Raw genomic sequence first — 21,686 nt, forward strand, 5'->3', positions numbered from 1 at the left:
ACCCTCAAACCCATCCCATCCCCCAAACAAAAATCAGGAAGTACACCATATGCACTCCCTGATTGGAAATCTAAAAAACACGCTAATAATTAAGGATTTAAGATTTTAGCAATGGACACCGCATCTGCGATTGTATCCATGCTGTAGATCTGAATAACTCCTTGGGTGGTCGCTGCCTGACCTAAAATATTCTGTTGGTTCTGCGCATTCACTGCGTTTTCAAACATAATTCCTGTAGAATGTGCAGCGGACTGATAGACGTTACTCAAAGCCATTGCAGGAGATTCTGCTACCACTTTTACGTTCGACTGCGTTACTGCGTCTGTGATTTGTTCGTTTACTGTTGCCATGATAATTATTGTTTATTTGGGTTTAGAAAACAGCCGGATGATCCGGCTGTGGGGGATTTTTGCCGTTAGCCGTAATCTCTTAAGGATTCAGGATTTTAGCAATAGAAACAGCGTCGGCTATGGTATCAAGGCTGTAAATCTGCGTAACACCTTGTGTAGTCGCTGCCTGAGTGACGATATTTTGCTGATTTTGAGTGTTCACTGCATTTTCAAACATGATTCCTGTGGAATGCGCTGCTGTTTGATACACGTTGCTTAAAGCCATTGCAGGAGATTCCCCTACTACTTTTACGTTCGACTGCGTTACTGCGTCTGTGATTTGTTCGTTTACTGTTGCCATAATGGTTATTGTTTATTTGGGTTAAAAGAAAACCGGATCACCCGGTCATAAGGATTAATGTTCGTTGTTTTCTGAATGTATTAAGGATTCAGGATTTTAGCAATAGAAACAGCATCTGCTACTGTATCCAGGCTGTAGATCTGGGTAACACCTTGTGTAGTAGCTGCCTGAGTGACGATATTTTGCTGATTTTGAGTGTTCACTGCGTTTTCAAACATGATTCCTGTAGAATGCGCTGCGGTCTGATACACGTTGCTTAAAGCCATTGCTGGGGATTCTGCTACCACTTTTACGTTGGATTGGGTAACTGCGTCTGTGATTTGTTGGTTAACTGTTGCCATAATGATTACTGTTTATTTGGGTTAAAAATTGACCGGAACATCCGGTTTGTAGTGATTATTTTAGGATGAAATGAAAACTTTTAAGGTTTCAGGATGTTAGCAATAGAAATTGCATCTGCGATGGTATCTTTGCTGTAGATCTGAGCAATGCCCTGTGTAGTGGCTGCCTGAGTTACAATATTCTGTTGGTTCTGCGTATTCACCGCATTTTCAAACATGATTCCTGTAGAGTGCGCCGCTGTCTGGTACACGTTACTTAGAGCCATTGCAGGAGATTCACCTACTACTTTTACATTGGACTGGGTTACTGCGTCTGTAATTTGTTCGTTTACTGTTGCCATAATGAGTATTGTTTGTTTGGATTAAAAACACCGGATCTGCCGGATTTAAGGCTTAATTTCTACGTTTTCAGAAAAAATTAAGGTTTCAGGATCTTAGCAATAGAAACTGCATCTGCTACGGTATCCATGCTGTAAATCTGCATAATACCCTGAGTAGTGGCTGCCTGTCCTAAAATGTTCTGTTGATTTTGTGTGTTCACTGCATTTTCAAACATGATTCCCGTAGAGTGTGCAGCTGCCTGATAGACGTTGCTTAAAGCCATTGCAGGAGATTCTCCCACTACTTTCACGTTCGACTGTGTTACTGCGTCTGTGATTTGTTCGTTTACTGTTGCCATAGTTGTAATTGTTTTTTGTGAGATCTGATCTCGGTTAATAAATTATTTTGATTTAAACTAGTTTCCTGATTATTTTAAGCTCCCGCAAATGATACGATGAAACAGATTTTCAATGCATTGTTGCAGACTGGTATTGGGTTTCGCTGTATGGATGATTCTCGATACAATGGCTGAAATCATGACCTGTACGATCTGCAGGAGTTAAATTTTTATTATTATGTAAGCTTCAGCCCTCTTGTATGATGCTGAAGAAAGGATGCGGTTGAGATTTTCGGGATATATCTCCTTCCAATCTGTTCCTCTGTATGCTGTACGTAATCTATCGGGGATTGAGGATGCTTTGACGGTTTGGCACGTTAAGCATTCAGAAAACGGTGTGGAAATAAATATTGACCTAACTTGACTGTATATATGCTGAGGGCACCGTTTTCTATCTTTACAGAGAAATACACCGCATCCGTAGTTTTTGCTTTAAAAGCGGCCTTTTCCGGATGCTATTGAGCTTTTGATTCTTACCTTTCCGGAACTCATCTTTTTGAGCCCCATGACGTAATTGCTCATTCCAAGCATTGCGTCCCGTTGTTGGTTCAATGCTGAATTGATATGCATTAATCCTGTGGAATGCGCGCTTACCTGCATAGAAATGGCGACGGGTACAGAGGCAGACATTCCCATTACTGCTGTATTGATTTCGTTCATATAATTTGTTATTTTGGGTTGGTATATTGTTGATGTAAGCTGGAAGAGGGAGGATGGAAGTTACTATCGGGCAACTGACTTCTAACAGTCACCATAAAATGGATTAAAAAATTTAATATAATTGCTCTGAAGTTCTGCTTTTGAACCTCAAAATCCCCCTAATCCCTTTTACCTAATCCCTATTCCCTAATTCTTCCTCATATTCGCAAATCTCACCTGCAGCTTATTCATTCTTTCGGCTATTCTTAATTCTTTCTCTTTAATTTTCACTACCGAAGCTTCCTGCAGTTTTTTTAACTGGTCATCATAATTCATCGTTACAGGACCGGCTGTAGCAGGTGATTGATATGCTTCCTGCTGTTTCACGGCTTCTTCCAGCTTTTCCAGCAGTGGTGCTAAAGATTTCAGGGTTTCTTTGGTTGCCTTATCTTTGATGTAGTTGATGATTTCATCTTCATGACTCAAAACAAATGGCATGGCGCTGATGTCTATTCCTACGGCATTACGTTCTGTCTCTGCAACAGGGCTGTCTTCTACTGTTTCTTCAACTGCAGCTGCAATTTCCTCTTCATCCATGGGAACGTCTTCGTAGACAGCCGGATCTATTTTTTTGAGATTATGATCTTTTGAATAATCCATATCCTATTTTTTTAAGTTTGTCTGTGATTTGCATAGATAGAGTCTTCCCGGGCCTTTCTTTTTCAGGCTCTTCAGCAGGAATGACCGCTTCTTCGATCTTAGGTTTTATGAGTGGCTGAGTCAGCTTTATAGATTTCAGCACCAATTTTCCGTCTCCGCCGTCAGCTTCAAAATTTTTATTTCCCATGCTGTCCTGTTCTTCTGGTTTTTCATTGACAGGCGCTGATGTCAATTGTTTTTTTTTTCAGCATCTTCTGTGGGAAGATCTTCGATAGGTGCCGGACTCGGTGGAGGATTCAGATTGCTGTTAACAGCAAAGATCGCGGTAGAAATTTTCGTTTTCACTTCGGCATAATCGCTCACGATTTTAAAAAGATCCTTCATCATTTCATTACCGGTCTCACTTCCTGTCTCTTCAACAGCTCCTTCCGTGAGTTTTTTCTTTGGAGGTGGCTTATTTTCGCTGGGCGTTCCATAGGTCAGGAAATTATTAGCCAATCTGCTCAGTGCGATAAGACCTACCTGCTCAAATCCCTTTAAAAAAGACTGCAGATCCTGAACCATCATCCCCGTCGACTGATCAATCATTACTTTTCCTGCGCCTGTCATTGGGGAAGCTGTCGGTGGTGACAATACTTCTTTGTTGATGAAAACTACCGCTTCTTCTGCAGCGTTGGTAGGTTTGGCTCCTTCTGAATTTTGCGTTCCCATGGTTTTAAAGTTTTAGATTATCCTTTTAAGATCTTAATGGCATCTGCTACAATGGCCGGATTAAGCTGGTTAAGGTTCTGCTGGTTGGTTACTGAGTTCTGTATTGAAATTCCGCTGGCATGCATCGCCATCTGGTACAACATACTCATTGCCTGAGCCGGTGATTCGCCGAGCACTGTAACATTGGTCTGCGTTACCGCATCGGTGACCTTGTTATTTACTGTATCTGACATATACTTGGTTTTAATGGTTATTACATTTCTGAGGATCATTCATTCTTCTTATCTTTAAAGAACCTTTCTCCCGGTTTACTGTTCTACGCCTTCCCTCCTCTTCATTTTCTGTTTCTCTCTTTCTTCTGATACAAATGTCCAAAAGAAAAATATATCCACCTTAAGGGAATTTACTGGTTTTTAGAAATTCAGGTATTTCCCTTTCATGTGAAAAACAAGCAATCAAGCCTTATCTTCAAATACTTAAAACTGGACAAAGCCTTTTATTAATGGGATCTAAGCAAATTACGAGCATAAAAAAACCGTCACGATCAATGTTGACGGTTTTGATTCAATGAAAAATAGGCAACTGTATTATTCATTCTTATCAAAGATAAACTGCTTGCATCTTAATATAGATTATGAATTTTTGTTTTAAAACTTATTGGAATAAAAATGTTTTAAACGCGAAGTCGCAAAGGATTTTTACTTGATGATATATTTAAGACGCAAGAAAATCAAAGATTTTCAGCAAGGATTATTCTACCTTTTTTTATGGGATTACTTTGTCCCGTAATGATAAAGCGGTATACAATTTTATCGCAGATAAAATCATTGCGCCTAACAACAGCGTGTTTATTGAAACTTTCGTCCTTGCAATTATCCAACAAATCTCTAATTTTTCTAAAAGCAGAATGTAGCTGTCAATTTATAAACCTTATAGGTTTTCGAAACCTATAAGGTTTGAACAAGTACTAACAATTAATCTGAATAATTTTCAACCTATTTTTGAGATTGCTTCGTCGATGCGCTCCTCGCAATGACGGTTTAAGTTTTGTGTAGGTTTTGGATAAAATATAAGCAGCTTTTAAAGGCCCTTCTTCCCTTCTATCCAATAGGCCTGCGATCTGATGCATTTGGCATCAACTCCTTTTGCTTTAAGAAATTTCCGGATCACAGACATCGTATTTCCGTTTCCTGTAAGATAGAAAACCGCTTCATTATTGTAAACCGCTTCTTTTTCCTCTTTCAGAAAATCGTCCAACGCTTCCATAATATTCTGTATATCATTTTTGGGAGCATGATAGCCATATAATTCCAGATCCTTCAGTGTTGAAGCCTCTTCCAATTCATGGAGACATACAAATGAACCCCCAATTTCTTCGGCTGCTTCTTTGATGGACATGGAGCTTCCCAGAGAGGTTTCATCCCCGATGGAGAAATGAATTTCTGCATTAATTTCAAAAAAACGTTTTCCGCGGGGCATTAAAATTTTCGTAGTATCTCCTTCTGAAAGGTTATTGGCAAAGCGGCCGCCCACTGAATCCGTATCATGAAGATGAAATATCACATCGAAAGTTCCGGTATGTTTATTAAAATTGAATGGTGAATAATTACGGTAATCTCTTTCGTTCACTCTTATTCCTATGGCGTATGCCGGTTCAAAAGGAACATCTTCCAGATCGGAAGCAAAACGGACAAGGCGAAGATCATTGGAAACGGGTTCTGTATGGATAACGGTGCATTCTTTAAACTTGGAGGACATGACATTTTCTAAAGTATCATTGATCCATTTTGGTAAGCTTGGCATAAATAATTTTAATGCAAAGGAAAGCGCAAAACGAATGCAGACCCATAGCTGTTTCAGGGAATTGGTTGGACTATTCGCGGTTTACTTCTTCCTGCGATTTTTGTCCCGGAATTCTGATGGCGGAAAACCTTCCGTTCTGGAAAACAACCGTGAAAAATAGGTATGATCGCTGTATCCCAGCTCGTAGGCAATTTCTTTAACGGTAAGCTGAGTGAACGATAAGAGTCTTTTAGCTTCTATTAAAATTTCCTGATGAATCCAGTGCTGGGCAGATTTCCCGGTCACTTCACGGATGACTTCAGAAAGATAACCCGGTGAGATATTCAAAAGCCCGGCGTAAACTGATGGACTTTTCATGGTTTTAAATTCTTTACGGATCAGAACCCTGAACTTTCTGGTCAGTTGGACAGCGCGGCTGTCACTGGATATTTCACAATTGTTTTCGCTTAAAAATACCATCGCATACATTCCTGTAAAAGCATTTATTAAAGATCTTACCACCAGAAACCCTTCTTTTGAGCTCAGCATTTCTTCCGTACAGGACCTTTTCAGAATTCCGGCGCATGAACTCAGTTTTTCAAGCCAGTTGTCATCAACGGAAACCGGCTCGACATCCACCAATGATTCTTCAAAAACAGATCTTACAGTATCGGACAATAGATCTGCTTTCACGGCAATAAACCATCCACTAACATCTTCCATTAAAATGCCTTCATGAACCTGCCCGGGAAGCAAAAAGAAAACAGCTGAACCATGAGCCTCAATGGTTTTAAAATCGACCATCATTTTAGCACGCCCACTTTCCAGAAACGTAAAGATATAATGACTGTCACGGTGAATCCCTTTATCAAAAAGATTGTCTTCCGTACTCATCGTGCGTTTTTCAATCCTTTCGATCAGAATACCATGCTGCGTAATGCCGGTGAGATCATAGGTGGGAATGCTTTGTTTCATCTTTAAATAACGGTGTAAAATTAGAAATATTCATCAGAACAGACGAAGTTGAAAGCCATTATCCTTTAAATGAAACATAAAAAAACAATGAACCACTGATGACTGTAAATAAAACGCTCAGATAAGTGTATTATCTGAGCGCTTTATTCTAATATGATTATTCTTTTATAATCTTCTGGGTGCTTTCTTTATCTTTCTGTTTAATGTTCAGATAGTAGACTCCACTGGTGAGCGTAGAAAAATCAATTTCTGTTTTATTTCTGAAGACCTGATTTCTGAAAACAAGCTTTCCGCTGGAATCAGAGAGACTGATGGTAGCTTCGCTGTTATCCTTTACTGTTAACGTACCCACCGACTTCACAGGATTCGGATAAAAACTGAAAGCATATGATTTACTGACTTCATCTGCCGATAATGTACTGTAATTAAAATTGACCCTACAGGTAGCAAGCCCTGTCCCCATATATGACCTGCTGGCTGTTACCATTAAATAGTCCGGCTTTAAAGTGAAAGAAGTATTATATCCATAGTAACCGATAAGACCCAAAAAGCCAGGAATCGGTATTCCGTTATTGGGAATATTTCCACCAAAGCTGCTGTTGATCTCTCCGTTACTTTTTACATAAATCAAAGCGTTGCGCCTGTTTCCTGAACTTGCTGTAGAGACATAAGCAATGCCCACAATAAAATCTCCGTTAGGAAGCCCCTGTATTCTGGAAAAATTAAGCGAAATCCAAGGATATCCTAAGCTGAGCTCGCCATTGGTTCCGAAGGAAGTATCAACCGTACCGTCTGCCAGGTATTTTTTCAGTTTTAAATCTGTCCTCGATGAACTTACGGACGTGCTGTTTCCTACAATAGCTTTACCGTCTGGGAAAATATAGGTATTGTTGAAAGAAATATTCAGATTAGGATTATAGACATAGGAGTTGTCCTGAATTCCAGATGCAGTTTCTATTCTGCTGATCCGGCTATTGGGTGTAGCGCCAATGTATCCGACTCCCTGGACATACAGATAAGATCCTGAAACCACCATGCTTTGGATCTGAGTATAAGCATAAGCGCTTCCATAATCAATCTGTTTAAGCCCTTGATCAAACATTCCGGTGAGCAGTTCCCCAGTTTCGTTAAAGCATCCTATCTCTGCTTTGGGCTTGTCCTGAAGATCAGAATAATTATGTGAAATAAAATATTTACTCCCTACCTTGTATAAACCTGACCTGTAATGTTTGCCGTATTTTGAAGGATCTGTGTAGATCTGCTTAGTACCGGAAACACCGTAATTCTGATCCACTGTACCGTCTTCATTCAGTCGCAAAAGCTTTGGATTACCATTATTGGGTGTTCCCATAAGCAATAAAACTTTGTTACTTTCCGTCACCTCAAAAGAAAATACAGGCGGCTCTTCAGAAGACGAATATCCCAACAGTGTATTAAGATTCAGAACGCCATTGACCCCAAAATTGGAATCACGAGTCCCTTGCGGTGTATATTTTTCTATATAGAATGTATAGCTTCTAAACCTTTCGGGAGTGGCCGAATATAGCAGATAAACGTTACCGTTACCATCTACCCTGTTGATCCCCAAAGAATAAGAGTACATATTCTGAAGTGAATCGTAATTCCACCATGCAAGTGACTGAGCAAACCCCTGAAGAAAAAACAGGCAGACTAAAAAGGATATAATTTTTTTCATTGAATAATGATTATTGTTTTTTTATAATTTGCGTCATTTCTAACGCGGCGCAAAATTACACAATCCTATCTATAGATTTGTGAGATATAACCTGACTCTAATCAGTCATTTTTAAGACAAATGCATAGATACCCCTTAAGCTCAGATCTATAAAGAAGTTTAAAAGCTATTGGAAGACTGAGAAAAAGGCTAAGGCGGTTCTGCTTATTTAGCTTTGGAAAAGGCCATTTTTACTGCTAAGAACGTTAGTACACTCGCCATAAACCATTTCTGAACCTTTACCCAAAAAGGATTCCCTGCGAAAAATACGGCTACTTTTGCAGCGGTCAGAACAATGATAAAATTAACACTGAAGCTTATAAAAGTCTGTACCACTCCCAGTTCCAGACTTTGAGTGAGAACGGAACCGTATTCTGGCCTGATGAACTGTGGAAAAAAAGACAAATAGAATATGGCTACTTTGGGGTTGAGGACATTCGTCAGGAAGCCGATGGTGAATAGCTTTTTAGGACCATCATGTCTGCCGGTGCTGTCTACCTCGAATATATTTTTACTTTTGGGTTTAATGGCCTGATAAGCCAGATATAAAAGATAGACCGTTCCAAGTGTTTTCAGAATGGTGTAAGCCACCGGAACCGCCAGCAATACCGCTGTAAGCCCAAAAGAAACCATGACAATGTGAAACAGAAAACCACAAACTACGCCGGCCAGTGAAATCAGTCCTGATTTTTTCCCCTGGGTGATTGATTTTGAAATTAAATAAATCATGTTAGGTCCCGGGCTTATGACTAAAATAAGAGCAGCCAGAACAAAAAACAGAAGGTCGTGAAGTGGAATCATCGTTTACCGGTCATTTATTGATGTGGAACGTCACCGGGAAAATGCTACCCGGCATTTAAAAAAATTCACTGACAAATATACATCATTTCATAATTATTTGCTCCGGAGAACCCTATCAAGGTTTAAAATCCTGAAAATGGATAAAAAAATACGTTCGTCTCGATAATTCCGAACATCTGCAGACTTTTTTAAGCATAGTTTTGCGCCATACAATGACCTTATGCGTATCGAAAACGAAAAGCTGAATTCTGCAAAACCATCGGGCTATCCCGTTTATTACCAAAAGATAACAATTAATTATAACCTTGGTAAAGGTATTTTGCTATTTTTGTATTCCCAAAAGGGGGAATTTTTCCACTTTTTTCAGAATAACCACCAAAAACTATGAACCAGATGACAATATGCAGCCTATTTATTCTACCCAAAGACGGAAAGCCGGGACGTATCCATACGATCTCAAAAAAACACTCTTTTTCCATCACAACCTTCCCACAAAAAGCCTCCATTCAAAGCACTGAAGAACAAATATTTCGCTTTAGAGTGTATAATACCACATTTTTTTTCTAAAGACTGTAATATTGGTTGTTTTTTTACGTTTGACAGTAAACTGAGATCCTATATCTAACATATAAAGTTTCATTATTCTAATTTTCTGTAACATCCACCCCATTAAATAGACTATTTGATAGACTTCTACTACATTAAAATTTAAACTCAATGCAAAAATTGTTTTTTAAAACTGCCGCTACGGCCGCTGTCCTCTGTTTCAGCTCCCTGGCCTTTGCGCAGCAAAAATACTCCGTGAGCGGTACCGTGAAAGATCACAAAAATGGGGAACTGCTGATCGGGGTAACCGTAAAGGTGAGTGAAGACCCGTCAATTGCAGTGGTTGCCAATGAATACGGCTTTTACTCATTATCCCTTCCTGAGGGAAGTTATACTCTGATTGTTTCGTATCCCGGTTATAAGGATTTTGAACTGCCTGTGAAGGTGGAACAGAACACGAAACTGGATCTTCCGCTTAATCAGGAGGAAAAAGGGAGCGAAAAAATAGGAAAAATTGATGAAGTTATTATTTCAGGGGTTAAAAAGGATAAAAACCTTTCTACAGCTCAGATGGGAACTGAAACGTTAAGCATCAAGAATATAGAAAAACTACCTGTTTTATTCGGGGAAAAGGATGTAATGAAAACTATTCAGCTTTTACCGGGTATCAAAAGTAATGGTGAAGGAAGCAGCGGATTCAGTGTAAGAGGCGGTGCTACGGATCAGAACCTGATCTTACTGGATGAGGCGCCTGTTTATAATGCTTCGCACTTACTTGGTTTCTTCAGTACGTTCAACAGTGATGCCTTGAAAGATGCCAGTATCATCAAAGGAAATAGCCCTGCCCAGTACGGAGGACGTCTTTCTTCTGTGATGGACGTTAAAATGAAGGACGGAAACAATAAGGATTACAATGTGAATGGAGGCATCGGGCTGATCAGCAGCAGGCTGAGCGTGGAAGGTCCTATTCAAAAGGAAAAATCTTCATTCATTGTATCAGGAAGAAGAACTTATGCTGACCTTTTTCTTAAAGGAAGTGAGGATTTCAAAGACAGCAAGCTTTATTTCTATGATTTAAATTTAAAAGCCAATTATCAGATCAATGAAAATAACCGTCTTTATCTTTCGGGATATTTCGGAAGAGACGTTTTGGGCTTAGGGGATACATTTTCTACAGACTGGGGAAATACAACGGCTACCTTGAGATGGAACAGCATTATCAACAGTAAATTATTCTCCAATACTTCATTTATTTACAGCAATTACAATTATAAAATCAGTCTTAAAAGTAACGACAATACTTTTGGTTTAGATTCACAAATCGAGGACTGGAACCTTAAGCAGGATTTCACATGGTTTGCCGGAAATAAGCATTCTGTACGTTTCGGACTACAGTCTATTTACCACACGATTACGCCAAGCAGCGCTTCGGGAACGAGTGTGAGCAGCTTTCCAAGAAATCCGAGAAAATCGTGGGAGAATGCGGTGTATATCAATGATGATTTTAAAGCCAATGATAAGCTTACGGTTAATTACGGTTTAAGACTTTCTACGTTCAGTGTTTTAGGGGGTGATACTTATAATACTTACGAAGGCGATGTGATTACGGAAAGCCGCTTTTTAGAGAAAGGAAAGTTCGGAAAAACGTATTTCAATCTTGAGCCGAGAGTGACAGCCAACTACCGTATCAATGAGGTAAGCAGCATCAAGGCAGGATATTCACGAAACACGCAGAATTTACACCTTCTGAGCAACAGCAGCAGCGGAAATCCTACCGACCAGTGGATCGGAAGCAGCTACAGTGTAAAGCCGGAAATAGCAGATCAGATCAGTGCAGGATACAGCAGAAATTTCAAGAACAATAACTATGAAGTGAATGCTGAGATTTATTACAAATCCATGCAGAATCAGATCGACTTTAAAAATGGCGCCCAAATCTCGTTTGACACAGCAGCTGATGTAGAAAGTGAATTACTGTACGGTAAAGGAAGAGCTTACGGTCTGGAACTGATCGCCAAGAAGAAAAGCGGAAGACTGACCGGATGGATTTCTTACACCCTGTCTAAAACGGAAAGAAAAATAAACGGCATCAACGATAATGAGTGGTACAATGCAAGAATGGATAAGACCCATGATCTTTCCATCGTGGCGACCTATGAACTGAGTAAAAAATGGTCTCTATCAGGATTATTCCTTTACAGCACAGGAAATGCAGTGACATTCCCTACTGCGAAATACGAACTGAACGGACAGACTATATTCCAGTACAGCAGCAGAAATGCGGACCGTATGCCAGCGTACCACAGAATGGACCTGAGTGCTACGTATGAGCCGGAATCTACCAAACGTTTCAAAGGATCGTGGTCATTTGGTATTTATAACCTCTACGGCCGCGAAAACGCCTACACCATTACGTTTGAAGACAATCCGAACAACCCGGGAACCACCCGCGCTATGCAGACTTCACTGTTCCGTTGGGTACCGAACATCACTTATAATTTCAAATTTTAGATCATGAAGAATATTATTTTTATCATATTGTCCCTGTTTATAGTAACTTCTTGTGAAAAGGAGATTGATCTGGACCTGGACGACAAGAGCGGAAACATCGTCATAGAAGGTAATATCACGAACGAGGCCGGACCTTATTTTGTAAGAATAACGAAGTCGGTGGCATTTACACAAAACAACCAATATCCGGCAGTTACCGGTGCCTTAGTTATTTTAAGCGATAATACCGGACAAACGGAAACCTTACAATACGTAGGTGACGGAAAGTATAAAACCACCACTTTTACAGGCGTAACAGGACGTACCTATACGCTGAAAATTCAGGCTGAAGGAAAAGAATACACGGCTCAAAGCACGATGCCTGAAGTAGTGAATTTTGATGGTCTGACTCAGGATTCGTTTAATTTCGGAGGTGAAACTACCTACACCCTTTTACCTGTTTTTACAGATCCGATTGCATTGGGAAACCGTTACCTTTTCAATTTTACGGTCAATAATATGACGAAAAAGACCTTTGAGGTATTTTCAGATAATATCAATAACGGAATGGTGAATCAGAGACCTCTTTTCCTTCCGAATGAGGACGATGACAAAGATCCTACTGACCACAAAGTAGTGCCTGGAGATAGTATTTATGTAGAAATGCAGTCCATCGACCATAATATCTTCACTTATTATTCTGCTTTACTGCAGATCACAGACGACGGAGGAGCTGGTGTAACGCCTTCCAATCCTCCAAGCAATATCAACAATGGTGCTTTGGGATATTTCTCAGCGCATACGACACAGAAAAAGACATTTGTGATTCAATAGATTGCAATGACTTAAATAAAAAAGGCTATTCCAGATGTTGGGATAGCCTTTTTCGTACGTTCTTTCAGGACATCAATTCACTGTAGCAGCTTACCTGAACTTTTTTATAATCGTAATTTATTTTGATGACTTTAATTTTGAAATACTCCCTGATGTCAGAATAAATTCTTTTGAAGGGAAACTTTTACAGGAAATCGGCTTGGTTTCATATCTGCTTTCTTTACCCAGTCCCACCTGAAGTGATGTTACTTTTTCCGCATAAGTCTTTTTATTAGGGTCTATCAGAATTTCACGGTCAGTAATAAGTCTGCTTTCAATGTTGGTATGCTTTGTATATTTAAAAATTCCTTTAGATGAAGAAACCAGTTTTTTCTCTATTTCCTGATCTCCTTCTTTAGATTCTTTTAAGATATATTTCGGAATCCCTGCTTCATTATATAAAAACTTTATATTCCATTGATCCAGATAGTCACTTGCCTGTGTTCTGTAAGATTCCATATACCCTTTTAGTATTTTAAAATCTTTATGTTTATATTTTTCATAGGATGAAATGTATTTTAAATCATCAAGATTATAGCCTGGTAAAAAGTCTTCTAAAAAGTCAATCAGATCGGGAATATTTAAATTGTCACCAATGCTTTTACGGATATATTTATAATAAAAATCATTTAAGTAAAAGACATCTTTTTCCCCAATTAACACGGATTTATCATCATCTTTGAATGCAATATTAAGTTTTGTAGTGTAACTTTCATTTTTATAATTTAACGAAAGAACATTCTGATTTCTGGTTAAAGTACATAAATTGGGAACTTTTTTTTCTGATACCGGAGAGTCATTGAAATCATACAAAGATATACTGTCTTTTTTTGTATTGAGTATGTAAATTAAGGTGTTGGTACTTATTTTATCTTTCTTATCTATTCTCCGGTCATCCACATATTCTCCCTTGTCAATGGTTTTATTAACGATGTAAGTTATGGTATATGGTTTGGGTGCCTGTGCAAAAATTTTTACAGGGACGGTCAGTAGAATGAGTAATAAATAGGTTAAGTTTTTCATTGATTAAACTTTTATTTTTTTCCAAAATATCGTGTATCCGGCAACACGCGTTGCTTCTAAGCCAAAAGATTGCTTCGTTGCATTCTTAAAGTAAAAATCACCTGTGGTCCAATAGTCTGTTTTTGCAAAATCAGCATTTGGAAGCGCGTATACTGCTTTATTTTTTTCTTTCACGGTTTTATGTGTATGAACTCCTTTATCACAGCCCTCATCATGAACTGAGGTGTATGCAAGAGTTGAGCCTCTTCTTCCCGTTACCTTAGCTACAAAGGAATCATATAAGCTCTTGCTTATTTTTACGGAATCATATTCATCAAATTTATTATGACCATATTTTGTTTTACTGTCGGGTTTTAAGTCGGTATCAATACCCCACGCCAAAAAGTCTTCACCGTCCCATTGGGTTGCATTATCCGTAGGATCAGTTTTCACATCATCCACATCCCTTAAAAGAGCATCAATGGCGCCTGCTCTGGAATGCAAAGATATGGTGTCTTTTTCCGTAGTCTTCATCTCAACCTTATCTTTAGCTTCTACACTGGAATAGCTGGAATTTAATAACTGAAACATTGTTTTTCCAACTCTTTTTGCTTCGTTATAATTGGTATGGGCTATATACAGATACTCTTCTTTTTCCGTTGATAAGCCTTCGTGCTTAATAATGTTACATACTTTCTGAAACTCGCTGTGGACAATGTTCAGCTTTTTAGGGCTCTTATAAATATCTTCTTCTGCTCCTTTTCCTTCGCAGGCATATACATCTGTTTCATTTCCTTTTTTCTGGCCTTTTACGCTACCTTCATAAGTTCCGTTATAGTTATAGAAGTTACCGTTTATTTTTTCTTTCGATTCAGGCACTGGTGCTCCCGCTGCATCAATGGTCTCAGGCTGATGAACCTGCCCACTGTCGGTAATGGTAATATTCACCCCTCCGTAGGTGCAGGGAATGGTGCTTTTCTGCAACAGTACAAATTGATCCTGGGACAAATATGTACCCACATCCTGCCAGTCTCTTACATTCATAACAGAAGCACAAGGCGCCGCCATTTGTGGACTTTTTTTGCAGGTTCCCGTAAAAACAAGACTTTTAGGTCCTCTCTCTTTTATCGTTGCCGTTTTCTTTTCCTGTATGGTGGGAGTATCAAGATTGACCTTCATGATTCCTTTGGGAATGGTGCACAGCAAACACTCCAAAGTAGCGGTATCTATAACCACTTTCAGTCCGGCTTCCGTTTTATCCTTTTCCTCATTTTCAGCACGCTTTTCCTCCATTTTCTGGCTATTGGCAGCTTTTACCTGATCGCTATCCTGTTCTGCAACCTGATTTTGAGTCTCCGGAATGGCAGTTTCTGTATCTTTATCTAACCTATCCATAGTAATGAATGTTTTAAATGAGTATGATTTTTCATGATTTCCATGAAGCCTTCTTCATTGTGGCCTTCTCTGAATACATATAATCCTCTGAAATGGTCAATCCCGGCTGGCTCCGGATCTTCAGCAACAGTTGTTAGAATTATTTTATCACCATCTTTCCCGGGAGTAATAGTTTCTGTCAACCCTTCAGAAGACAGTCTTTTTATTTTTGTATCTAATGGCTGCAATAAGCCATTGAAAAGCAGTCCAAACATATTGTAACCACCCAGAAAATCGATCAGCCGGCTTTCCTCTTCAAGTACAAAGCTTATCTGACTGAAGTAATGATCTATGGCTTCACCTTCATGGTTTTCCGAAAGTTTGGCAGCTAATTTCATCCACCTTAAGCGAAGAAAATCAATGTTATTAATTCCAGTAATGTTTCCATCCTGATCAACTGTTAGTTCCAGCTCATCAAACAAATAACTGATTTGTTTTAAAAATTTCCCTATTGCATTATCATCGTTCGAAAAATTGAAATCAACCACTAAAACATGATATTTGAAATACTCTTTTTCATTTCCCAAATAATAAACCTCAGCTATTCTCACATAACTTTTTTCCGTACGGTAAGAAGTGTCTGGATTAGAAACAACTACCGTTTCCAATCTATACGTTTTGCTGAAATTCTTTAAAGGATGTTCCAATATCAATTTATTTCTGGTTTAAAATTCCTTTCTCTTCCGATCATCATTGGGTGAATAGGCAAGAGTATCCATTAACGTATTAATTTTTGCCGATCTGTGAAGGTATTTATTTTTCAATTTTCTGAGAAGATAATCAGATTTATATGCTGTAACCACTACTTCTTCCAATTGTATTGCAGGAACTGCACGGTCTGCAGCAGTAGCGACAGGAACCTCTACATTGCTGTCTGCTTCCGGTTCTTCTTCGTTTTTAAAATTTCCTTTAAGTGTCCATTTTTCATTCTTTTCTATGATGTGCTCTTTCATATACGCTTTCACTTCATCTAAGAATGTATCATTCAAAGCATAATCTGCCATTATTTTTGAATAGAACAGGCAGTTATCTTCTTCATTAACAAGGGGCAAAGCATAGTCACACATAAAATGAAGTGGTATAAAGCTATATCCTCTATACAGATAGCGGGTTCCGGTGAGTGTATATTTCCAATGTGCTTCAATAGCTAATTGATCTTTTTTGAACCAGCCCTGCTCGATGAGTTCATCCCTAAAAGCATCCAGTGATCCTGAAAAATAAGCCTTTTCAAGCCAGACATATTCTCTTTCCGTCACTCCTTCTACAGGATCCGGCTGATAGCCGCTTTGACTGAGCTCCGCTGAGGACATGACATCATGGTTATAACTTCCTCCCACATCACTGTGTACTCCCGGAAAATTCCTTTCAATTCCTGTTTTGAGATCTACATCCACAAATCTTGTCAGGGAAAAGTTTTTCCGGTGTTCGTCAGCCGCTGTAAAATGTACTGCCTTTCTTGGGGAACCCAGCTGATGCAGGTGAAGCTCGCCCACTTTCTTCTCGAAACTTGGAATAAGAAGACAGGTAGGATCATAAGAAGCTACCGTATCATAAATCCCTATAAATCGAACTTTAACACTCATGGAATCTACCAGTTCACGGGCTAATCCCGCCTGCAAAAGCGCAGTACCGAAATGGCCAAATTCAGGGAGTTTGCCATCTTTCACCCAGGATTTATCTATGGACATAAATTCAGTGGTCTCATGGTCTACATCAATTCTTGATGCACCCTGTACAGGTGGATAATAAGCTTTTGGCGGATATGCTTCCTTTTGTAGATTATAGGCAAAATTTCTCGCTGCCGCTGCACCACGGCTAAATCCAAAAATATCAACCGTTAAAATGATATTATCAATATCATCCTTAGACTTGTCTTTTTTATCTTTCACATGTACTGCAAGGGTTTTACATCCATTTCTTACCTTTCCTACAACTCCTGTTTTTCCACGCCCGTATTTAAAACCTCCTCCTTCATCATCTGCCTTATCAATAGTGGCAATACCTTCAACGTAAAATGAATAGACATCTTTTTTTGTACACATATACTTTCTGGCAACGTTGGTAAAATCATTACCAAAACTATTGTCATCCTTAGCATATTTTTCAAAAATCTTTCTTTCTTCTTCCGATGCTGAAATATTACGAAACTCTCCTTTGCCTTGAACCTTTTTACGTATCTCGGTATTTTTCAGATTATTTCTGGTTCCATCGAAGAATATTCCACAGGTAATATTTAAAGTTCCCGGCGGATCTGGCAACGGATTGCCCGTATTGTAAACAAAGGTTTTACCCATGGCTAGTCTTTGTATTTAGTTTTACGTACCATAATTTTACTGTTTTTCAACCAGACTTGTTGGTCACCCTTCACTAATTTTACAGAAGCAGAGGTTTTAGGAATATTAACCGTAATCTTTAATTCGATTTTAGCCTTATGATCGTCGGAAGAAATTTCCTTAAAGGCAGGAAGAATTTCCTTTTCATCAAATTCAATATTACCAACATATCTGTATCCATCGGCACCGTCTATCCATAAAATTTTAATATCATTCGGGACAGCTTTTTCTTTAGGAGTGTTCCATTTTAATTCATTGGGAATAATATTACTGTACTTTTCCAATTGGGTGTCTCCAAAGGTCATTTCCATTTCACCATTATAATGAAACCAGGTTACTTCCTTTGTTTTACCGTTATCAGGCAGTTCAATTTGTAGATTCCAATTGTATTTATCTCTATAACTGTCCCACAATCCGTAAGGAATTGGCTTGCCTTCGTTTGCCTTGACTACTTCCGCCGGAACAATTCCAAATTCATGTATAATTTTACGTTGGTATTCAGCATCAAACATATTTTTCTGAGGTCCCGGGCTCAAAGCATCTATTTCAGACTGCGGTATGACGATCTTCTTGCTCTGATATCTTCCTATTTCCACCTGTCTTCCCGGTCCGGAAAGCCAAAGCACAACCACTCCACCCGGTGCAAAACCTACAATAATCTTGTCATAATTTTCTTTCCTTGGATTTGGATTGTCTCCACTGGAAGGGGTATAATAGCCGTTTTTAAAAAGATCGGTCATTTTCCCGTTATCCAGATCGGTGTCGATCTCATAAAATATTTTCTCAGCATAAGAAACCCAAATCACATGAAGATGATTGGGAATGCTTTTTTCTCCATTGCTCATTCCTCTGTTGGCATCTCCCCATATTCCGCCTGTCGTTCCACTAAACAAACTTGTAAAGTCTCCATCGGCAGATTCAAATCCTCCACGATACACATCAACAGGGTAACCTAAAGGCGCCGAAGTGGCATCCAACCATTCATATTTTGTCATAGCTTTTGTTTTTTGATGCTCTTTCTTTTCCTGACACGAGATCTGAATGAAGAATAATAAGCTTAATAAATATTGTATTGATTTGTTCATTGTTTAGGAAAATTACTCTTTTACACAGTCATACATTTGATTGATCAAACATTAGTGATCATCAATTTAGCCTTTATTCACTTTGGCGTCTATTTTACCCAGCATTTTCGCAACACCGGCACTCTGTAATAAAATATCACCGTTTTTTGCCTGATGAGTCGTGGTAGAAGTGGTTTCTTTCAAATCTCCTGTTATGCTGACCGTTTTATTTTCATTAACAGTCTGCTTATAATTTTTTGAGTTGAACTGATGATCGTTTGTAATATCGATGGAATTATCATTGCCAACCATTGTTTTCATATCCTTTCCAACATTAATGGTCAGGTTTTCCCCTGCATTGAAGATCATATTTTTAGGAGCGGTTACGGTAATGTTTCCAGCGCCGTCCATGAAATAATTGTTGCCGCTAGGATCGATAATATTGACACTTCCTTCTGTATCATTCATTAGAATTCTGATTCCGCTTCTCGTCTGTATAGATTTTAAATGATTGTCTATCCCACCTCCTAACGCGGTTCCCCCATGAAACATTCCTCCCATTACAAAAGGTCTGTCCGGATGGTTATGCACAAAACCTACCATCACCTGGTCACCGACTTCGGGTATGGCTACATATCCTCTGTTCTGGCTGATTTTATCTGTGCCTCCTGCATCGGGAGCCATCATACGGATAAAATTGGTATTGTCATTCATCTGCCAGTCGAATCTTACGGTTACCCTACCCTGTCCCTGAGGATCTGTATTGGAGATAACCGTAGCGATCTGCGGCTGTGCAATAGGTACCGCAAAATCCGGTTTTGGTATATATCCTGTATCTGAAGCGATGGCTTCAAATTTTCCTGTATAATTTCCTAAAGTATCCACTTCATGAGTCACTTCGGTCATCATCAGTTTTGTAAAATAGGCGGTTTGGTTGCTATCCGTTTTCCGCATTTTAATATCAGCAATACATCCCGGATATAAAAAAGGAAGAGTGGTGCCTCCGGATACCGTAAAAACTTCCACGGCCTTGCTTCCTGATGTAGCAGTCTGGGAAATAACAACATCCATGTCGGTGGCTGCCTTTATAGGAGCAACCTGTAATGACGGCGTTTTGAATATTCCCTCATTATTCTGATAAGCTGTTTTTGCTAAGTTCCCCATATGCTGAATGGATGTTGCCCCGGAGCTGAGCTTCGTATTGGTACTGCTGTTGTACCCATAAAAACTCGGTTTGATATGTACTGCTTTTAATTCAACATTCACGTCGGAAACATTGCTTCCGTAGATCAGTTCCAATGCTTTATTCTGTGGGGGCATATTTCCGAAATGCAAAACTTCGCCGTCGTAATAGAACTGTTCTCCGTATGCTTCTGCCATTCTGCAAAGATAATTGTAATGGGTTTCGTCATACTGAGCACTATAGAGAATCTGGGAAGAAGCTTTCGCATTGATTTTCACATCAAACTTGCTGCTTTCGATTCCCTGTTTGATAATATCGGCTGCGATGATGCCCATATTGACAGGCTGGTTTCCTCCAAAACTTTGAGTATGCGGAGCAGCATCCAATAAGATGGTTGGGCTGTATCCTTTCAATACGATGTTTCCAAGACTGTGATTTTCCTGACTGAACCCGACCTTGGTAATAACTCCTACAAAAGTTCTTTCCGGGCTGTTGTCAACGTCTTTGTATCTGATATTAATGGTTAATCTTCCTCCTAAAAACCTGTTGGCCTGTTCAAGTTCATGATTTTGTTTTTCGGAGAGTGTATCGTTCACAAGGACCAATTCAAACTCATGATGTTTTCTGACGCTTTGATGCAGACGGAAATATTTGAAATGTTTGATGATTTTACCATCAATCACAATATCCAGTTTTACCACACGGTTGATTCCAGGAATATAATTCTCTGCAATCTTATCGGAATTTGAAATATTTTTATCCATATTATTTGATGTGTTTTTTTGTTTTCACTTAAAAAAATTAAAAAATAAATAGATGTTCTATAAAGTTAAAAAACTTTCACAGTATAAAATGACATTTTCAGGCTTATTTCTAACCTCTGAACCATTTGATGGTCCATTTTCTTTTTAATATTACATGAGTTCAGGACAGGACATCTGGTTAAGGCTTCAGACATCAGACTTTCAACTGGGGTCAAGAACGTCAATGGTGAATTTTGCTTCGCAAGTGAATAGTGAATTTTAGATTCAAGATTTTAAATACGAAATATCAGATATCAGACGATAATTTATTAGCTTTATTACTACAATCAGCAACTAATAAACCAGCAACTAGCAACCAAACCCATCACTCATTCAAACCGAATACAAATAGAGACTATTACAGACAAAAAAGACAGAACGGCACCCTAATGCCGGATGGACCATTCTGTCTGATATTTTTAAAGTTTTTAAAAGCTAAATGCTAAGAAGTAGGCCATTCTGCTTTGTAAGAAGAATTCCCTAAATCAATTTGCTCCGCACTTATGATAAAGCTGATGTACATGCTGTTTTCATCTACTGCGTCGAAATCAACTTCGTGCTGGATTACGTATCCGTTTGTCCATTGCAAAGTCGTCAACGTTCCTTCTTCGTGAGATTTGTTGAAGGTGATCTCTCCGGTGGTAGGCTTGTATTTTCCGTTAAGAAGACTTTCCAGAATGTCTGATTTTTCAGTAGCTTCTACTGTGATTTTGATCAGTGCATTGGAAGGATCTGATGCTACTCTTCCTGATACGTCTGTAGAACGGGACACGCTGTAATTAAGTTTTAATAATTTCTGTCCTTCGCCACCGTTGAATTTTAGAATTCCTCTTGAATTTTTGTCTGCCATGATTGGTAAATTTTAATAATTAATATTCTGTGATTTGATGTTATCTATTTCACCAA

At 38.9% G+C, this 21,686-nt stretch carries 23 protein-coding genes; 2 read left to right on the forward strand and 21 right to left on the reverse strand.

Annotated elements, in window-relative coordinates; all coding sequences use genetic code 11:
* Nucleotides 1-89: 89 nt before the first annotated feature.
* From BM143_RS03100 to BM143_RS03165, 14 genes are all read right to left on the reverse strand, one after another.
* Complete coding sequence (locus BM143_RS03100) at nt 90-350, reverse strand: RebB family R body protein (RefSeq protein ID WP_034728079.1); 261 nt, start codon at nt 348-350, stop codon at nt 90-92.
* Between the two features lie 79 nt (nt 351-429).
* Nucleotides 430-690 (reverse strand): RebB family R body protein, encoded by a 261-nt coding sequence (locus BM143_RS03105; protein WP_034728080.1) that lies wholly within the window; start codon nt 688-690, stop codon nt 430-432.
* Between the two features lie 80 nt (nt 691-770).
* On the reverse strand, nt 771-1,031 hold the full coding sequence (locus tag BM143_RS03110) for a RebB family R body protein (RefSeq protein ID WP_034728083.1): 261 nt from the start codon (nt 1,029-1,031) through the stop codon (nt 771-773).
* Between the two features lie 80 nt (nt 1,032-1,111).
* Complete coding sequence (locus BM143_RS03115; RefSeq protein WP_090022877.1) at nt 1,112-1,372, reverse strand: RebB family R body protein; 261 nt, start codon at nt 1,370-1,372, stop codon at nt 1,112-1,114.
* Between the two features lie 77 nt (nt 1,373-1,449).
* Complete coding sequence (locus tag BM143_RS03120) at nt 1,450-1,710, reverse strand: RebB family R body protein (protein WP_034728088.1); 261 nt, start codon at nt 1,708-1,710, stop codon at nt 1,450-1,452.
* A 471-nt stretch (nt 1,711-2,181) separates the two neighbouring features.
* Nucleotides 2,182-2,409, reverse strand: coding sequence for a RebB family R body protein (locus tag BM143_RS03125; protein WP_090022879.1), 228 nt, complete (start codon nt 2,407-2,409; stop codon nt 2,182-2,184).
* A 186-nt stretch (nt 2,410-2,595) separates the two neighbouring features.
* Nucleotides 2,596-3,048: a hypothetical protein gene (locus BM143_RS03130; RefSeq protein WP_090022881.1), complete on the reverse strand. Its 453-nt coding sequence runs from the start codon at nt 3,046-3,048 to the stop codon at nt 2,596-2,598.
* Nucleotides 3,026-3,280: a hypothetical protein gene (locus BM143_RS03135; RefSeq protein WP_090022883.1), complete on the reverse strand. Its 255-nt coding sequence runs from the start codon at nt 3,278-3,280 to the stop codon at nt 3,026-3,028. The genes BM143_RS03130 and BM143_RS03135 overlap by 23 nt, the downstream gene beginning before the upstream one ends.
* The gene (locus BM143_RS03140; RefSeq protein WP_090022885.1) at nt 3,277-3,759 is read right to left on the reverse strand and encodes a hypothetical protein; all 483 of its coding nucleotides are present in this window, start codon (nt 3,757-3,759) and stop codon (nt 3,277-3,279) included. The genes BM143_RS03135 and BM143_RS03140 overlap by 4 nt, the downstream gene beginning before the upstream one ends.
* A 17-nt stretch (nt 3,760-3,776) precedes the next feature.
* Nucleotides 3,777-3,992 (reverse strand): RebB family R body protein, encoded by a 216-nt coding sequence (locus BM143_RS03145; RefSeq protein WP_034728290.1) that lies wholly within the window; start codon nt 3,990-3,992, stop codon nt 3,777-3,779.
* Nucleotides 3,993-4,839: 847 nt separating this feature from the next.
* Entirely contained in the window at nt 4,840-5,562 is a 723-nt protein-coding gene (locus BM143_RS03150) for a siderophore-interacting protein (protein ID WP_090022887.1), read from the reverse strand.
* 81 nt (nt 5,563-5,643) lie between these two features.
* Nucleotides 5,644-6,516 (reverse strand): AraC family transcriptional regulator, encoded by an 873-nt coding sequence (locus BM143_RS03155; RefSeq protein ID WP_090022889.1) that lies wholly within the window; start codon nt 6,514-6,516, stop codon nt 5,644-5,646.
* Between the two features lie 157 nt (nt 6,517-6,673).
* Complete coding sequence (locus BM143_RS03160; RefSeq protein ID WP_090022891.1) at nt 6,674-8,212, reverse strand: T9SS type A sorting domain-containing protein; 1,539 nt, start codon at nt 8,210-8,212, stop codon at nt 6,674-6,676.
* Nucleotides 8,213-8,416: 204 nt separating this feature from the next.
* Complete coding sequence (locus BM143_RS03165; protein ID WP_090022893.1) at nt 8,417-9,052, reverse strand: LysE family translocator; 636 nt, start codon at nt 9,050-9,052, stop codon at nt 8,417-8,419.
* A gap of 717 nt (nt 9,053-9,769) precedes the next feature.
* On the opposite strand from BM143_RS03165, the gene BM143_RS03180 reads away from it, so the two are divergent.
* The gene (locus BM143_RS03180) at nt 9,770-12,109 is read left to right on the forward strand and encodes a TonB-dependent receptor (protein WP_090022900.1); all 2,340 of its coding nucleotides are present in this window, start codon (nt 9,770-9,772) and stop codon (nt 12,107-12,109) included.
* A 3-nt stretch (nt 12,110-12,112) separates the two neighbouring features.
* Nucleotides 12,113-12,922, forward strand: a complete 810-nt coding sequence (locus tag BM143_RS03185; protein ID WP_090022903.1) for a DUF4249 domain-containing protein — start codon at nt 12,113-12,115, stop codon at nt 12,920-12,922.
* Nucleotides 12,923-13,039: 117 nt separating this feature from the next.
* On the opposite strand, the gene BM143_RS03190 is transcribed toward BM143_RS03185, so the two are convergent.
* The 7 genes from BM143_RS03190 to tssD all read right to left on the reverse strand — a co-directional run bounded on the left by BM143_RS03190 (nt 13,040) and on the right by tssD (nt 21,630).
* Nucleotides 13,040-13,984: a hypothetical protein gene (locus BM143_RS03190; RefSeq protein WP_090022904.1), complete on the reverse strand. Its 945-nt coding sequence runs from the start codon at nt 13,982-13,984 to the stop codon at nt 13,040-13,042.
* 3 nt (nt 13,985-13,987) lie between these two features.
* Nucleotides 13,988-15,358 (reverse strand): PAAR-like protein, encoded by a 1,371-nt coding sequence (locus BM143_RS03195; protein WP_090022906.1) that lies wholly within the window; start codon nt 15,356-15,358, stop codon nt 13,988-13,990.
* Entirely contained in the window at nt 15,346-16,044 is a 699-nt protein-coding gene (locus BM143_RS03200; RefSeq protein ID WP_090022908.1) for a hypothetical protein, read from the reverse strand. Before BM143_RS03200 ends, BM143_RS03195 begins: the two co-directional genes overlap by 13 nt.
* 18 nt (nt 16,045-16,062) lie before the next feature.
* Nucleotides 16,063-17,691 carry a T6SS phospholipase effector Tle1-like catalytic domain-containing protein gene (locus BM143_RS03205; protein ID WP_090022910.1) on the reverse strand — a complete coding sequence of 543 codons (1,629 nt, stop codon included), beginning with the start codon at nt 17,689-17,691 and terminating at the stop codon, nt 16,063-16,065.
* A gap of 2 nt (nt 17,692-17,693) precedes the next feature.
* Nucleotides 17,694-18,815 carry a DUF2931 family protein gene (locus BM143_RS03210; RefSeq protein ID WP_090022912.1) on the reverse strand — a complete coding sequence of 374 codons (1,122 nt, stop codon included), beginning with the start codon at nt 18,813-18,815 and terminating at the stop codon, nt 17,694-17,696.
* Nucleotides 18,816-18,881: 66 nt separating this feature from the next.
* The gene (locus tag BM143_RS03215; protein WP_139221974.1) at nt 18,882-20,741 is read right to left on the reverse strand and encodes a type VI secretion system Vgr family protein; all 1,860 of its coding nucleotides are present in this window, start codon (nt 20,739-20,741) and stop codon (nt 18,882-18,884) included.
* Between the two features lie 481 nt (nt 20,742-21,222).
* A complete protein-coding gene (gene tssD / locus BM143_RS03220) occupies nt 21,223-21,630 on the reverse strand; it encodes a type VI secretion system tube protein TssD (protein WP_034728120.1) in 408 nt (135 codons plus the stop codon).
* Nucleotides 21,631-21,686 lie beyond the last annotated feature (56 nt).

Source organism: Chryseobacterium oleae (assembly GCF_900115055.1).
In the GTDB taxonomy this organism is placed as follows: domain Bacteria; phylum Bacteroidota; class Bacteroidia; order Flavobacteriales; family Weeksellaceae; genus Chryseobacterium; species Chryseobacterium oleae.

Excerpts from the sequence above, each read along its gene's own strand:
- BM143_RS03100 (WP_034728079.1), bottom strand. The coding sequence starts at position 350 with ATGGCAACAGTAAACGAACAAATCACAGACGCAGTAACGCAGTCGAAC.
- BM143_RS03105 (WP_034728080.1), bottom strand. The coding sequence starts at position 690 with ATGGCAACAGTAAACGAACAAATCACAGACGCAGTAACGCAGTCGAAC.
- BM143_RS03110 (WP_034728083.1), bottom strand. The coding sequence starts at position 1,031 with ATGGCAACAGTTAACCAACAAATCACAGACGCAGTTACCCAATCCAAC.
- BM143_RS03115 (WP_090022877.1), bottom strand. The coding sequence starts at position 1,372 with ATGGCAACAGTAAACGAACAAATTACAGACGCAGTAACCCAGTCCAAT.
- BM143_RS03120 (WP_034728088.1), bottom strand. The coding sequence starts at position 1,710 with ATGGCAACAGTAAACGAACAAATCACAGACGCAGTAACACAGTCGAAC.
- BM143_RS03125 (WP_090022879.1), bottom strand. The coding sequence starts at position 2,409 with ATGAACGAAATCAATACAGCAGTAATGGGAATGTCTGCCTCTGTACCC.
- BM143_RS03130 (WP_090022881.1), bottom strand. The coding sequence starts at position 3,048 with ATGGATTATTCAAAAGATCATAATCTCAAAAAAATAGATCCGGCTGTC.
- BM143_RS03140 (WP_090022885.1), bottom strand. The coding sequence starts at position 3,759 with ATGGGAACGCAAAATTCAGAAGGAGCCAAACCTACCAACGCTGCAGAA.
- BM143_RS03145 (WP_034728290.1), bottom strand. The coding sequence starts at position 3,992 with ATGTCAGATACAGTAAATAACAAGGTCACCGATGCGGTAACGCAGACC.
- BM143_RS03150 (WP_090022887.1), bottom strand. The coding sequence starts at position 5,562 with ATGCCAAGCTTACCAAAATGGATCAATGATACTTTAGAAAATGTCATG.
- BM143_RS03155 (WP_090022889.1), bottom strand. The coding sequence starts at position 6,516 with ATGAAACAAAGCATTCCCACCTATGATCTCACCGGCATTACGCAGCAT.
- BM143_RS03160 (WP_090022891.1), bottom strand. The coding sequence starts at position 8,212 with ATGAAAAAAATTATATCCTTTTTAGTCTGCCTGTTTTTTCTTCAGGGG.
- BM143_RS03165 (WP_090022893.1), bottom strand. The coding sequence starts at position 9,052 with ATGATTCCACTTCACGACCTTCTGTTTTTTGTTCTGGCTGCTCTTATT.
- BM143_RS03180 (WP_090022900.1), top strand. The coding sequence starts at position 9,770 with ATGCAAAAATTGTTTTTTAAAACTGCCGCTACGGCCGCTGTCCTCTGT.
- BM143_RS03185 (WP_090022903.1), top strand. The coding sequence starts at position 12,113 with ATGAAGAATATTATTTTTATCATATTGTCCCTGTTTATAGTAACTTCT.
- BM143_RS03190 (WP_090022904.1), bottom strand. The coding sequence starts at position 13,984 with ATGAAAAACTTAACCTATTTATTACTCATTCTACTGACCGTCCCTGTA.
- BM143_RS03195 (WP_090022906.1), bottom strand. The coding sequence starts at position 15,358 with ATGGATAGGTTAGATAAAGATACAGAAACTGCCATTCCGGAGACTCAA.
- BM143_RS03205 (WP_090022910.1), bottom strand. The coding sequence starts at position 17,691 with ATGGGTAAAACCTTTGTTTACAATACGGGCAATCCGTTGCCAGATCCG.
- BM143_RS03210 (WP_090022912.1), bottom strand. The coding sequence starts at position 18,815 with ATGAACAAATCAATACAATATTTATTAAGCTTATTATTCTTCATTCAG.
- BM143_RS03215 (WP_139221974.1), bottom strand. The coding sequence starts at position 20,741 with ATGGATAAAAATATTTCAAATTCCGATAAGATTGCAGAGAATTATATT.
- tssD (WP_034728120.1), bottom strand. The coding sequence starts at position 21,630 with ATGGCAGACAAAAATTCAAGAGGAATTCTAAAATTCAACGGTGGCGAA.